A 13,500-nucleotide genomic window follows, 5' to 3' on the forward strand; every position below is an offset into this window, starting at 1 on the left:
GTTAGCGAGCGTTTACTAACCAGGAGTCCCTGATGAAACTTGCCCTTTTCGGCGCTACCGGCGGCACCGGACAGCAGTTGCTCGACCAGGCGCTCGCCGCCGGCCACCACGTCACCGCGATCGTCCGCGATCCGACCCGGCTGCGCCGGCCGGACCGCCCCGGGCTCGACGTGGTGACCGCTGAACTGACGGACGCCAACGCGATCGGCGCCGGCGTGACCGGCCAGGACGCGGTGGTGTCCACCCTGGGGCCCAGGCCGGGCGCGGGCGGGTCGGTGTGCGCCGACGGCGCCCGCGCGATCATGACGGCGATGCGAGCCACCACGACCCGCCGCCTGATCGTCGTCACCGCCAGCGGGCACATCGTCGACGAGGGCGACGGGCCGCTGAACCGAGCCCTGGTCAAACCCCTGCTACGCCGTCTTCTGCGAGAAGGATTCGCCGACTTCGCCCGCACCGACGAGGCCGTCCTCTCCAGCGGTCTGGACTGGACCATCATGCGGCCTCCGCGCCTGACCGACGGCGAGCGCCGCCCCTACCGCACCGCCATCGACCGCAACGTGCGCCGCGGCATCACCATCGCCCGCGCCGACCTGGCCCACGCCATCCTTGCCGCACTCGCCGACCCTGCCACCGTCGGCCACAGCATCAGCCTGGGGTACTGACCATGAGAAGACGGATCGTCATCTCCGTGATCCTGCTGGTGTCCGTCGTGCTCACCGGCACCGGCGCCGTGGCCTATCTCACCTTCCTCCGCCCGCCCGACAACCCTCCGGCCGACCTGTGCGCTCAGGGCCCGCCGGGCGAGCGCCCCCACGTGGTCGCGGCCGGCGCCAGCATGACCCAAGGCACGCTCGGCGCGGACTGGGTGGCGGCCCTGCGCGCACGGCCCGAGCACCGCGCATACGAGTTCGTCAACGCGGGCATCAACGGCAACACCACCGCCGACCTGCTAAAGCGCCTCGACACCGACATCCTGGCATGCCGGCCGGCCGCGGTCCTGCTCCTGATCGGCACCAACGACGTCCGCGACGGCGTGGCGCTGGAGCGCTACCGGGCCAACCTCGGCGCGATCATCGCCCGCATCCAGGCCCGCACCGCCGCGCGGATCGCCGTGATGTCCCTGCCGCCACTCGGCGAGAACCTGGACACCACGATCAACCGATCGCTCGCCGGATACAACGCCGCGATCAAGGAAATCGCGCACCGGGCACAGGTCCAGTACCTGCCCGTGCATGAGCGCATGGCCGACCACCTGCGGACACAGGGCGGACGACAGCCGTACGCCTTCAGTTTCCCGCTGGCCTTCGCCATCGCCGCCCAGCATTACCTGCTCGGGCGCAGCTGGGACGAGATCGCCCGCGACAGCGGGCGCGACCTCCTCGTCGACCACGTGCACCTGAACGACCGCGGCGGAGCGATCGTCACCGATCTCGCTTCTCGCTGGCTGTCCGAGCGGCCCACCGCCTTTTAGTGCGACAGCCGTCCCCGTGATCAGCGCGGCCGAACGCCGGCCACCGGAGGACCACAGTCGCGGCGTTCATGTCCCCGATCCTGCACACGATTCGTATTGACGCGGGCTGGGACGCGATGGATTCTTGCGATGCCTTCCCCTCCTTCTGGCCGCGTTGACAGGAGTGAACCGATGAAGCAGTTCAACCAGCGGTCGAAGCGGAAGTCGACGCGCCGGGGGCCGCCCCCGGAGCGCGGGGCCGACGATCAGGTCCAGCCCGGCGGCGCCCAGGTCAGGCCGGAGGATCAGGACAGCGACGATGAGGGCACGGTGGCGGTCGTCGAGGAGACCGCGTTCGTCGTCCACCAGGCACAGGTCGTCGGTCAGGAGCCGCTCAGCACGATCGAGCCGCTGGCCAAGACCAAACGCACCGAGACAGTCGTCGTCGAGACCGTCGTCGCGAAGGCGGCCGACCTGGTCAAGCTGCTCGGCGTCAAAACCCCGGAAGAGCTCCAGAAGATCATCCTACGGCCGCGTCTCGCCCAGGCGGTGGCCGAGGAGGCCGTCCTGTACTTCGCCACGGAGGGGAGACTGGGCGATTGGCCGAAGCTGCTGCGACTGTGGGCCGAGTGCACGGAGGCGGATCGGGAGAAGGTCTTGAACACGCTCCCGGACGTCGTGATCCAGCCAGTGTTCACCCAGATGGTCGACACGTACGTGGAGGCGATGTCGAAGCACTCGGAGCCGGACTATTTCGACATCTCCGCCGCGTTCGAGGTGGCCATCGAAGATTCGGCGCTGGAGGCGTCGCCCAGCCTGGACAAGGAGGCGGCGCCGGGCGCCGTCGGCAAGGCGATCGTGCTCGGGCCGCCGAACGTCTTCGCGACCAAGGACGGTCGCATGATCGACGTGCCCACGCCCGCGAAGCCTGGCAACCTGTACACCCATCCCTCGGACGAGGTGCTGGAGACCATGAACGACGTCTCCGGCGTGAACCTGCCGACGACGGTCACCCTGACGGCCAAGAACGAGCTCTGGCTCGGGGGCGGCCCGAGCCCCGACGACGTACGCCAGGGCGAGCTCGGCGACTGTTTCCTGCTGTCGCTGCTCGGTGCCATCGCCCAGCATGACCCCGACCACATCCGGCGGATGGTCAAGAAGGACGACGACACGTACGTGGTCACCTTCACCCGCACGATCAAGGACAAGAACCAGGAGTTCCGCGTGCCCCAGCAGGTCAAGCTGGACACCCTGATCTTCCCGCACAGCAACCAGAACGCCCTCCTGGGGGCCCGCGCCCGCGTCCAGATCGGAGCCCCCGTCCACCGGCGGCGCAGGACGCGCGGCGCCGACGACGATCCGGGCGACGAGTACCTGGAGAAGTCCTACAAATTGCGCACCGCCATGTGGGTGCCGATCGTCGAGCGCGCGTACGCCGTCCTGGCCGGCGCCCACGGCCTCTTCGCCAACAAGGAAACCCCCGACGAGGACGTCAACGGCTACGTCGCCATCAGCAACGGCAGCGTCGCCAGTCACGCCATCCTCGCCTGCCTGTACGGCCACCGCTTCCGGCGCAGCGGCTCGGTCCAGGTGACGAATCTGAACAAGTCGATCTCCCGCCCATCCGGCTCACTCGACCGGCCCAGCTCGGAGCTGTTCAACCTGCTGCTCATGGTCGGTCATCAAGCCGCGAACCCCTCGCCCTGCCTGGCGATCCCCACCGCGGCCATCAGCTGGCGCGACGTTGGCGGGCAACTGGTCGACCTGTTCCGGAAGCAGCTCGGCGATGCCCGGCTCGTCGACTTCGAGCGCCTCGACCCGCATCTCGCCGTCATCGTCGAGAAGCTCGAAACCGCCATCAAGGCGGGCGAAGAGGGCCTCACCCCGTTGGAATCCGACGCGAAGTTCCAGGACGCGTGCGCCGCCGTCATCAAGGACCTGCTCCCCCGCCGGTCAGCGGCCCTATGGGCGAGCCAGGTCGTCAAGCTCCTCGCCGCGCTGGCGCCGCCGGTGAGCATGCCCGCGTCGCAGCCGTACCTGTTCGCCCGGCACGCCTACATGATCGGCGCCGTGGATCTCCAGCCTGCCGGGAACTGGCCGGCTCCCGACTACGAGACCAACCCGGCGCGCGGCGGGTCGCTGAACAACCTCGCGGCCATGGCCACCGCCCTGGCCACGCTCGACACCCGGGCGTCGACCATCACCCTGATCAACCCCCACCACAAGAACTCCCCCAACCTGGACAAGAAGCTCGACGCGGCGACGGACACCGGCACGTTCCGCCTGACCCTCGCGGAGTTCCTGGGCTTCTTCACCCAGGTCGACTACGGCATCGTGAGCCGAGACGCCTAACGCCCGCGGCGGGCCGGGCACAGGATCGTCTCGACGTTCAGCTTCGGGCCCCGGAACCCGGCAGAAACGCGCCGCGCGAGAACAGGGCCGCTGCTCAGCGCCGGGCCGGCAGTGGAGCGGCCGAGCTTGAGGGTGCGGGCGGCCTCGGACCGAAACCCCGCCGGACGCCGATGCCCACGAGGGCCCGGCTGACGAAGAGGGCTGCTCCTGATGGCCACCCCCGCCCCCTCGCCCGATGCCGTCGACACCGTGCGAGCCTGGCTGGAGGACCTGTCCAGGATCGAGCCCGAGCCGGGCCGCCGGGTTGGTCCACCCTTCCCCGCGATCCGCTGTTGCCGACACGCCATTCCGATTCGGCGGCATGCCAGAGAAGGCGGCCGCACAAGCAACGGTCCCCGCACTTGGATGTGTTGTTGTCGATGAAGATCGCGGCTTCCCAGATGGATGGCGAACGCGGGGTGGCGACGAGCACGGTCTTGGCGCCGTTGATGTCCGCGTCGAGCTCGATGCAGTACTCGCCCGTGCTGATCTTGCGGACGTTGGTGACGCCGGTGGAGCGCACGACGGTTCCGTCGGCGTTGACCATGGCGGCGGCGCGTGCTCCAGGGGTGTGCGCGCCGCCGATGGCGGCCAAGGCCGGAATGGCGGCCGCGAGCCCCCCCGACACGGAGTCCTTCGCTCTGACCGCCCCAAGTAACAGCGCCTCGCAGGGGAATCTAGGACCCCGCGCTTGAGTTGCGGCAAGAGGGTTCCCGCACGTTGACGATCAGCAGTGCGGTGGGGGCAGGTGCACCTTCATCACGTTGATCTGCTTGAACCGGGTGATGAGGTCGAAGTTCAACAGCCAGGTGATGCCGAACCCGATGAGCGAGGCGCCGCGGGATCGACAGAGTTGGTCTCCACGTTCAGGTTCGTCTCGAGCCGTGCTCGCCGGCCGCAGCCCGGTCTTCTCACCGACCGGCGGCCCGGCCCGCACCCCCGCCGGAGCCGATCTTGCCCGGTCACCGTCCGAAATTCGTTGGGCGTCTGTCGGACGTTTGTGCGATCATCCGCACGTGACAGATGAGGCCGATCGGCACACATCGTTCCCCACCAGTTCGAAGCAGGTGCGCTTTGTCGAGCTGTCGAGCGCTGTGATGTCCGCTCTGCTCGATGGGGATCTGCCCGCGGCCAGCGACACGGCTGGGGTCGCGCTGACCGAGTACTTCGTGACAGATAGAGCGCGGTGGCTGTGGCAGGTTCGGATCGACCAGATGGCCGCCGATCCCCGCCACGCCCGGTGGATGGCGCGGCAGGCGGTGACCGGGCCTGAAGGTGTCGTCATCGGTCATGCCGGGTTTCACGGACCGCCCGATGAGGCGGGCATGGTGGAGATCGGCTACGCCGTCGCCCCTGACTTCCGCCGCCAGGGCTACGGCCGAGCCATCCTGATCGAGCTGTTGCGTCGGGCGGCGGCCGAACTGGAGGTCAAGACCGTACGGGCGACGATCAGTCCCGACAATGCGGCGTCCCTGGCCACGATCGCCGGCTTCGGCTTCGTCCAGGTTGGCGAAGATTGGGACGAAAAGGAAGGTCTCGGACTCATCTTCGAAGTCCCCGCCAACCGCAGCGGCTAAGGCGCGACTAACCTGGTGAAGGTTGCTCGACGGCGGCGGCGGCGAGGGCACTGGAGAGTTTCAGAGCCCGAGTCATGTGACTGTCCCCGCTCTGGGGGTGACGGTGGGCGCGCCTGGGGCTGAGCCGCGAGATATCCCGATCACGGCAGTTGGACCGCCAGGAGCGGCAGTGGTAAGAGTAGCCCACCACCTTCACCGCCAAGACCTCGGCCTTGATGCTCTCTAAGGGCACAACGCAGAGGTCAGCAGGGTCATGGCCGCCTGGTGAGGGTCGCCGGAGAACGGGGTGATCGACAATGTGACCTGTCGCGAACCGTCGGCCGAGTTGAACGCCACCGTGAGGTAGCCCGGGGCGCCGCCGCCGTGGCCGAACGCAGTGCCGCAGGGAAGAGACGCCAGCTCCAGCCCCAGCCCGTACCCCTCGGTCGTGCCGGGATCCTTCATCTCCTTCAGCAGACCAGGGCGGAGCAGTTTGCCCTGGAACAGGGCGCGGTAGAACCGGTTGATGTCCCCGGTGGTGGAGATGATCTCGCCCGCCGCGCCGGCCATCGTGGGATTGAACCGTGTGACGTCAACGGGGGCGACCTCGCCACCCCTGGTGACCGGCACATAGCCGTGGGCGTGCGGGCCGTACACCTCCGGTGAGGCTCCCGGCAGGCGGGTGTGCCGCAGGCCGAGCGGCCGCAGGATCCGCTCCCTGATCTCTGTCGCGTACGGCCTGCCGGTGACCCTCTCGATCAGCATGCCGAGCACGATGTAGTTGGTGTTGGAGTACCTGTACTCAGCCCCAGGCGGGAAGTCGCGCGGGAGCTTCTCCGCTCTTTCCACCAGTTCGCGTGCCGACCAGGTGCGGTAGCGCTCCTTGGGGATGCCTGCCTCGTCCATCATGCCCGTCGAGTACTCGGGAAGGCCGCTGGTGTTCTGGAGGAGGTGCCTGATCGTGATGTCGGCGCCCTTGTCCACGAGCTCCGGCAGCCACTGCTCCACACTGTCGGACAGGTGCAGCTTTCCCTCTCCCACCAGTTGAAGCACCGCGGTCGCCGTGAACGACTTGGTCACGCTCCCGGCCCGGAAGCGCCCGTCCACCGGGGCCGGCTGAGCATGGTTCATCTTCGCCTTGCCGCTGGCGGCTCGCCAGGTCCTGTCCCCGTCGCGAACCTCGGCGATCGCGGCGACCGCACCGCCTGCGACGACCTTGTCCAGCATCGCCTGCAAACTCGGCCGGCCGCTCGGGCTCGCGTCTGCCGCCGCGGTGGCGGTCACGGCGGGCGTTGCCGGCAACGACACGGTCAAGCAGGCCAGGACGGCCGCGCCGGCGCGTCTTCCCTTCACGTTGCTCCTCCGATTCACGGAGTCCGGCTCTCGGCCTCCGCCGTATCAAGATCCGACACGAGAGGGGGGTACGGCGTCGGAGTTGTCCCCTACGGAAACCCTGATTCCCCACCGACGATCTCCGACTTGGGAAGGACGCCGAGGTTGGCCTTCAGGCCAACCTCGGCCTTGCAGCTCTCTGCAGCTCAACGCCGTTCGGGGCTCATGACACGATTCCTACCGGCACCCCGCGGTCGCCACCCGAGTGGGGTTGCTGCCGCCGGCGGGCTCGCGGCCACTGTTGCGGTCCCGGATTCGCCGGCCCTCCGGTGAACAGACCTCATGAACCTGACCGAAGGGCATCAGCGGAGTCTGCAACGGGCGGCCTGACGGGTGACAGCACCGAAGGTGCCACCAGGCAGCCGCACGCCGGGCCATCCCTCGACGTCGGCCAGCGGCACGACCAGCCCGGTGGCGGCCTGAGCGGCGGCGAGCTGGTAACACAGGATCTGCAGTTCGCGCTCGGCCGTCTCCAGGCGGGTTTCGGCCGTGGCGTGGCCCAGGCGGGCCTGGTCGTCCTGCGTTCGTAGCCGGTCGCGTTCGTCCTCGAAGCGGCGGCGGCCGGGGTGTCGCGAGCCGCGCGGGGCTCGGCTCGCGCCTGCTCGGCCGCGGTGCCGGGGCCCCGCAAAGCCGGCTGGTCAGAGGCCCACATTGCGCATGGCGTTGTCCCGCCAACGGTCCACGGCCCTGATGTACCGCAACACCACCGGTGAGGCGGGCGCCCAGCGGCCGTGCTTGGCGATGACCGCGACCGGGACGCCGGCGGCGTAGGCGACGGTGGCGCCGCCGGCGCGCAGGCTGTGCGCGGTGACGGTGTCGGCGTAGGGCACGTTCGCGCGTACGGCCAGGTGGCGGACGATCGTGTTGACCGCGTCGGCGCCGAGCGAGGGGCCGAGGCCACCGTGCCGATTGACCCGGCGCAGGAGCCTTCCGGTGGTTTGTCCGGCCTGGCCCAGATCGTCGAGCCAATCGCGCCAGGCGGCGACCGGGTCGGTGAGCGGGTGCGTGCCGCGCGGGATGGCGATGGTCTCGCCTGTCGAGTCCTTGTCGGTCTTGGAGGTGCGGATGGTCACCTCGAGGCCGTCGGCGACCTCGCGCACGTCCTCCCGCGTGAGGGCGACGAGCTCGCTGCGGCGGCCCATCAGGGCCAGGCCGAGCACGAGCAGCAGCCGGTCGCGTCGCCCGATCGCGGTGGTCAGGTCGCAGGCGGAGACCATGGCGCGCAGCGCGTCGATGGTGATGGGCGGGGCCTCGCGCTGGCCGCGGCCGCCGGATTCGGCGCGCTGGCGTTTGTAGGCGCGCAGGGCGAGGCGGGCGGATTCGGTGGCGGGCCGTCCGGTGTGTCCGGCCAGGCGGTGCATGGTGCGCACGGCGGCGATGGCTTGCTCGATGCTGGCCGGCGCCTGGCCGGCCTCGCACAGCTGGGAGGTGTATTCGGCCAGGGTGTGTGCGGTGGCGGGCAGCGCGATGCGGCCGTGCTCGGCGCACCAGGCGGTGAAGAGGGTCCACTGGCGGGCGTAGGCGCGGCGGGTGTTGGCTGGGACGCCGTCGGCGATTCGGGCTTGAGTGGCCGCGCTGAGGGTGTAGTCGGCTGCGGTGTGCCCGCCGGTTTCCGCCGCATTCTCTGGAGGCGCGAAGATCGGCGGCCGCTCCTGCGCGGCCGGTGTCGGCAAGGTCTCCCGCTCGTCGTGCACGCCTGTCCCCCGCCCTCCGGCGCCGATCCGGCGCCATATTCTGACCCGCGATAAGGAAGGTTATCACGGGTTAGGTTTCGAAGGCATTTGCGTTTGCGTTCGTACGTAACACGTGCGTTCGTTCGCAACGAACGCTAGTCTGGCTGACTGTGGCAGACGATCAGGAACTTGCGGCAGCCGACTCATCAGCCGAGGGCGACGAGCTGACCCTCCACGACGAGACGATGGAGACGGCCGAGGAACTGCGATGCGCCGGGCCCGGTTGCGCCAACGCCCTCCCCGGACGTAGCAGCCGCGCCAAGTACTGCAGCGACGCCTGCCGTGCCGCCGCCTACCGGGCACGTACCGCCTCCCATGCCGCACCAGTGGCGAACGCGCTGCTGCATGCCCAAGGTCTCCTCGGCCCGCTGCTGGCCGCCGGCGAGCAGTGGCAGGCTGCCCAGGCTGCGTTGAGTGCCCAGTTGACCGAGCTGAGCAGTGGCGCCCTGGCACAGGTCCAGGCCGCGGAGCAGGCAGCCGAGGAGGCCCGCGTCGCCGCGGCAGCAGCCGACCAGCGAGCCGCGGCGGCAGATCAGCGCGCCACGACGATCGCCAACACCGCCGCCGCCCATGTCGCCGCCGCCGAACAGGCGCAGAAACAGGCGGAGACCGCCCGCGACCGCGCCGAGGAACGCGAGCAGGACGCCTGGCGCCAGGTGGGCGAACACCAGAACGCACGTTCTCAGGCCGAGCAACGCGCCACCGAAGCCATTGGCCGGCAACGCCAGGCCGAGCAGCACCGTGACACCGCCCGCCACCGAACCGCCGAACTGACCGAGCTGCACACCGCGGCGACCGCCCGTATCGCAGACCTGGAACGCCAGGCCACTGTCCAGCAGCACGACCTCACCGACCTCCGCCGCCACCTCCAGGAGCAGGAAGTCCAGACCCGCAGGGCCGAGCAGCAACGCGACCAAGCCCGCGGCACCGCCGCAGCGCACGCGGCGGAAGCCGACCGGCTACGAGAGGCGCTGATCGTCGAACGTCAGCAGCGCGAACAAGCGGTCACCGCGGCCGCCGTGGCCGAACAAGCCCGCACCCTCGCCGACCAATCCAGAACCGCGTCCCTGAGCGAGACCGAACGACTGCGCACCGAACTCACCGACCTCGCCAACGCCCTGAAAACCGCCCAGCAGCAACGCGAAGAGGCCGTCACAGCCGCCGCCGTCGCCCACGCCCTCCTACGCCAGCAACAATCCCCGCGCGTATCCGATCAGCCAGAAGCCCCGGATGCCGGCGACTCGGCGGAGGAGTCAAGAGCATCGGACTTCTAATCCGTAGGTTCCGGGTTCGAGCCCCGGGCACCCTAGCCACTTCACACCCCATCTGACCTGTGGCTTCTCGGTTCTTGCCCCCTCTCTTGAGACGCGAGAATGGCCGAGTTGGTGGTCGTCCCGTGCTCTTCGGCACGCATCCGGTACATCCACGACCGGACAGCGGGGGCGGTTTGGCGCGCTGCTTGCCTCGCCAGTCAAGTCAGACTCTCGAGAGTTCAAGTGCATACCGAACCGGAAGCCCGGCCACGCACTTCGGCATAGACACCGCTCGCCAATCAACGCGGCGATCACAATGCAGAAGCGTCGCGGCTGCGTGGACCGGCCGTCCAGACCCAGCCCGCTTCGCCCGCTGAGCGGTAGCCGTCGCCATTGTACGGGCAGGCCACAGCCGGGCCCAGGCCGTCTGGATCAGGTGAATCCCACGCTCCGGACGCCCTGGGCACCGTGCTTCGGGGCACGACGAGCATCCGAACGAAAAGTCCCGTTAGCAGAGCAGCGTTGAGCTCCAGCGCGGCGCGATGGCGTGTGAGCGGGGCCGTGATACGGACCGAGTAGCCGCGGCCGCGGCGGATGGTCCGCCCGGAAGCGAGAGCCTGGCGGACGGTTTCATCACCAGTGGTACGCAGGTGATCGGCGGGCAGTCCCGGCAGATCGAGGGTCGCGTCTGGGTCCGATGCGGGCACGCGATACTGCTCACCGGTGTTGGTCGGCGGCGCGTCGAGCTGGTCGGGTAGGTTGCGAGCGCCGGCGGCGTCCAGGACGCGGCAGATGGTCTTGGGGGCGACTTGGTGCTTGCGGGCCAGGGCCTTGATGGCGGCGCCCTGCCGGTACTCCTCGACGATGGTGGTGGCCTTGCCGTGGTCGATGGCGGCGGGGCGGCCGAGGGTCTTGGCGGCGACGCCTTCGCGGGTGTTCTCGCTGATCATGTCGCGCTGGAACTCCAGGACGGCGGCCAGGACGGAGACCATCATTTTGGTGCCGGGGTCGTCGCTGGCCAGGTCGATCCCGGACAACAGTCCGGGATCGACCCGCAGGTGGAGGTCCCGGCGGATGAGCACGGGGCGCAGGGCGAGGATGTCGGCCACGGAGCGGAACAGGCGGGCGGCGTCGGCGATGCGGATGGTGTCGCCGGTGGCGGCCTCGTGCAGCAGTGTGGTGAAGCCCGCGCGGTCGAGGGAGAGTTGCCGGCTGGAGGTGGCGGAATCTTCGTAGACGGGGGGCGCCTGCGACCAGCAGGGCGGTGAGGGCGTGCCGCTGGCGGGCGTCGGTCTGCTTGTCGGTGGAGTGCCGCAGATAGACCAGGTCAGCCACGCCCGGCATGCCCGGTTGACCGGATGCATGGCGGTCTGGTCCTCACCAACCTCTGACACCACCTGCGGCTGGCGCAGCAGATCCGTTGCCACCTGGGCCGCGACCTTCTACGCCGGCGACCGCCTCGTCCCCACCTGCTCGGACCTGCTCGCCGACCTCCACCGGGAGCGCGACCGCATCGCCCAGGCCATCAGCGACCTCCAGACCTCCATGGACGCGCTCGACGACGTCATCGCCGCGGCCCCGTCCGACGTCACCCGCCGGGCCCTGGCCGCACTCGACGCCTGAACGGCACCCACCACACCGGCCGCGGCGTGCCCTCAGGGGTGGCTCGGTCCCCGCCGATGAGTTCCGGCTCCCTGCAGGCTGTGGTGAGTGGACGTCGTGAACACTTGTCTCGTGATCGGTGAAGAACCGGTGTGAACCCAGGGATCGAGAGGTGACCTCGATGTCACGCGCGCTGCCGGCCCAAGCAGCGGACGCCGTGATCATCGAACAGTCCAGGCGGGAGCCGGAGCGCTTCGCCGCCATATTTGACCGCTACTACCCCGAGATCCACGGCTATGCCGCGCGCAGGTTAGGCGCGGGCCTGGCCGACGACGTCGCCGCGGAGACGTTCCTCATCGCCTTCGACAAACGGGCAGGCTACGACGTCTCCCGCGCCGACGCGCGGCCCTGGTTGTACGGCATCGCCTCCAACCTCATCGCCCGCCATCATCGCGCCGAAGTACGCCAGTACCGGGCCCTGGCCAAGGCGGGCGCCGACAGCCCCGTGGAGGACCACGCCGATCAGGTCGCCGGGGCCGTCGACGCGGGAGCCCGCACGTCCCGGCTGGCCGAGGCGCTCGCCGAGATCGCCGATCGCGATCGGGACGTGCTGCTCCTGGTCGCCTGGGCGGAGCTGACCTCGGAGGAAGCGGGCAGCGCGCTCGGCATCCCGGCCGGAACGGCCCGCTCACGACTGCACCGGGCCCGCAGAAGAATCCAAGCCGCACTGGAAAGGGACGGATCATGAACGACCTCGAGAGGCTGCGCGAGGACTGGGCGTGCCCGGCGCCGCCGGCCCCCGACGCCCAAGCCGCAGCGCGGGCGGCTCTCCTGGCCCGCGCCGGCCGTCCACGCTCCAGGCGCGGATGGGCGATCCGGGCGCTGGCGGTGGCCGCCGGCGCCGTGATCATCACGACCGGGGTGAGCGTGTTCCAGGGAGAGCGCACGCTGCCCGCCGCCAACGCTCAGGTGGTGCTGACCAGGATCGCGGCGGCCGTACAGGAGAAGGAGTTCACGCCGCCCCGCGGCGACCAGTGGATCTACACCGAGAACCGGGTCGCGGTCCGGGACCAGGGCATCGGCAAGGGCGAACGGCTCACCCCCCAGACACCGCTGCCCGACACGGTCGAACCGCTCTGGACCCGGGCCGACGGCAAGCGGGTGGGCTATCTGGTGGACGGCAAGCTGCAGACCATCGATCCCGGTGAGAGGGCGCCGGAGAACACCTACGCGCTGCTGGCCTCGCTGCCAACCGACCCTGACGCGCTCCTGGCCGAATACCGTGAGCTCTACCAGGGGCAGGTCCCTGCCGACGACGAGTGGATCTTCCTGCGCTTCGCCGTGACCCTCAGCCAGAACCTCGTCTCACCGGAGCACGAGGCCGCGATCTTCCAGGCGATAGCCAAGCTGCCCGGAGTGACGGTGGACGAGACGGCGACCGACACCGAGGGACGTCCCGCGGTATCGGTCTCTCAAGTCGCCGAAGGCTGGCGCAAGGTCGAAATCCTCCTGGACCCCACGACCTATGCCTACCGGGCGCGGCGGGAGACGGCGATCACCGACCACGAGGAGCGTTACCCCAAGCCGAACGGCGTCCTGATGTTCACCTTGAAGGACGGCAAGCAGGTCCCCGTTCCTCCTCATCTGGAGTGGAGCATCGAGAGAGGAACGATGTGGTCGATCTCCACCCGCGTCGCGATCGGCGTCGTGGACCAGGCCGGGGAGCGGCCATGACCCTCCTGGGCCTGGACATCTCCGACATCACCACCACGGAGGCCGTCGCCGCGATCAACCGCACCACCGCGGGCGCACACGGGAGAGGCGCGTCAGGCCGTCTCCCGTCTGGTCCATGCGCGCACGTGCGAGACGTCGAGGAGTTCGGCTCCGTCTCCGAGCGGCAGCGCCTCGGAGGCCCTGCCCTCGACGTACCGGTCGAGGAACGCCAGCGTCAGCGCGCCCACGAGCCGGGTGACGCGCTGCCCGTCCACGAGGCCGAGGTGGCCGAGGTGACCCAGGCGGTGCTTGTCGGGCAGCAGCGCCAGGTCCGTGAAGTCCCGGTGCCCGGCGCCGGCGATCTTGACCCGGACGACGTCCCCGCGCAGCCCCATGTGGCGGAACTC

13 protein-coding genes are annotated in these 13,500 nt (G+C 69.6%); 9 read left to right on the top strand and 4 right to left on the bottom strand.

The window, feature by feature from the left end; genetic code table 11:
• Positions 1-32: 32 nt before the first annotated feature.
• The 5 genes from ACWCSU_RS25690 to ACWCSU_RS25710 all read left to right on the top strand — a co-directional run bounded on the left by ACWCSU_RS25690 (position 33) and on the right by ACWCSU_RS25710 (position 5,421).
• A complete protein-coding gene (locus ACWCSU_RS25690) occupies positions 33-665 on the top strand; it encodes an NAD(P)-dependent oxidoreductase (RefSeq protein WP_449938099.1) in 633 nt (210 codons plus the stop codon).
• 26 nt (positions 666-691) lie between these two features.
• The gene (locus ACWCSU_RS25695) at positions 692-1,474 is read left to right on the top strand and encodes an SGNH/GDSL hydrolase family protein (protein WP_449938101.1); all 783 of its coding nucleotides are present in this window, start codon (positions 692-694) and stop codon (positions 1,472-1,474) included.
• A gap of 171 nt (positions 1,475-1,645) precedes the next feature.
• Positions 1,646-3,805, top strand: a complete 2,160-nt coding sequence (locus ACWCSU_RS25700; protein ID WP_449938104.1) for a hypothetical protein — start codon at positions 1,646-1,648, stop codon at positions 3,803-3,805.
• 401 nt (positions 3,806-4,206) lie between these two features.
• A complete protein-coding gene (locus ACWCSU_RS25705) occupies positions 4,207-4,539 on the top strand; it encodes a hypothetical protein (RefSeq protein ID WP_449938106.1) in 333 nt (110 codons plus the stop codon).
• A gap of 321 nt (positions 4,540-4,860) precedes the next feature.
• Positions 4,861-5,421 carry a GNAT family N-acetyltransferase gene (locus ACWCSU_RS25710; RefSeq protein ID WP_449938109.1) on the top strand — a complete coding sequence of 187 codons (561 nt, stop codon included), beginning with the start codon at positions 4,861-4,863 and terminating at the stop codon, positions 5,419-5,421.
• Positions 5,422-5,643: 222 nt separating this feature from the next.
• Here the strand turns inward: ACWCSU_RS25710 and ACWCSU_RS25715 are convergent, their stop codons facing one another.
• Both ACWCSU_RS25715 and ACWCSU_RS25720 read right to left on the bottom strand, forming a co-directional pair.
• Complete coding sequence (locus ACWCSU_RS25715; RefSeq protein ID WP_449938111.1) at positions 5,644-6,753, bottom strand: serine hydrolase domain-containing protein; 1,110 nt, start codon at positions 6,751-6,753, stop codon at positions 5,644-5,646.
• Between the two features lie 677 nt (positions 6,754-7,430).
• Positions 7,431-8,486, bottom strand: coding sequence for a tyrosine-type recombinase/integrase (locus tag ACWCSU_RS25720; protein WP_364101469.1), 1,056 nt, complete (start codon positions 8,484-8,486; stop codon positions 7,431-7,433).
• A 149-nt stretch (positions 8,487-8,635) separates the two neighbouring features.
• Between ACWCSU_RS25720 and ACWCSU_RS25725 the strand changes: the two genes are divergently transcribed.
• Entirely contained in the window at positions 8,636-9,799 is a 1,164-nt protein-coding gene (locus ACWCSU_RS25725; protein ID WP_449938113.1) for a hypothetical protein, read from the top strand.
• Positions 9,800-10,089: 290 nt separating this feature from the next.
• Here ACWCSU_RS25725 and ACWCSU_RS25730 read toward each other — a convergent pair whose 3' ends face one another.
• A complete protein-coding gene (locus ACWCSU_RS25730; RefSeq protein WP_449938116.1) occupies positions 10,090-11,142 on the bottom strand; it encodes a recombinase family protein in 1,053 nt (350 codons plus the stop codon).
• Between ACWCSU_RS25730 and ACWCSU_RS25735 the strand changes: the two genes are divergently transcribed.
• The 3 genes from ACWCSU_RS25735 (at position 11,141) to ACWCSU_RS25745 (ending at position 13,114) form a co-directional block, all read left to right on the top strand.
• On the top strand, positions 11,141-11,401 hold the full coding sequence (locus ACWCSU_RS25735; protein WP_449938119.1) for a hypothetical protein: 261 nt from the start codon (positions 11,141-11,143) through the stop codon (positions 11,399-11,401). The two genes, ACWCSU_RS25730 and ACWCSU_RS25735, sit on opposite strands and share 2 nt — an antisense overlap.
• Positions 11,402-11,561: 160 nt before the next feature.
• A complete protein-coding gene (locus tag ACWCSU_RS25740) occupies positions 11,562-12,128 on the top strand; it encodes an RNA polymerase sigma factor (RefSeq protein ID WP_357981796.1) in 567 nt (188 codons plus the stop codon).
• Entirely contained in the window at positions 12,125-13,114 is a 990-nt protein-coding gene (locus ACWCSU_RS25745) for a CU044_5270 family protein (RefSeq protein WP_449938121.1), read from the top strand. Before ACWCSU_RS25740 ends, ACWCSU_RS25745 begins: the two co-directional genes overlap by 4 nt.
• 92 nt (positions 13,115-13,206) lie before the next feature.
• On the opposite strand, the gene ACWCSU_RS25750 is transcribed toward ACWCSU_RS25745, so the two are convergent.
• Positions 13,207-13,488, bottom strand: a complete 282-nt coding sequence (locus ACWCSU_RS25750; RefSeq protein ID WP_449938123.1) for a hypothetical protein — start codon at positions 13,486-13,488, stop codon at positions 13,207-13,209.
• Positions 13,489-13,500 lie beyond the last annotated feature (12 nt).

The organism is Nonomuraea sp. NPDC001699, assembly GCF_053596455.1.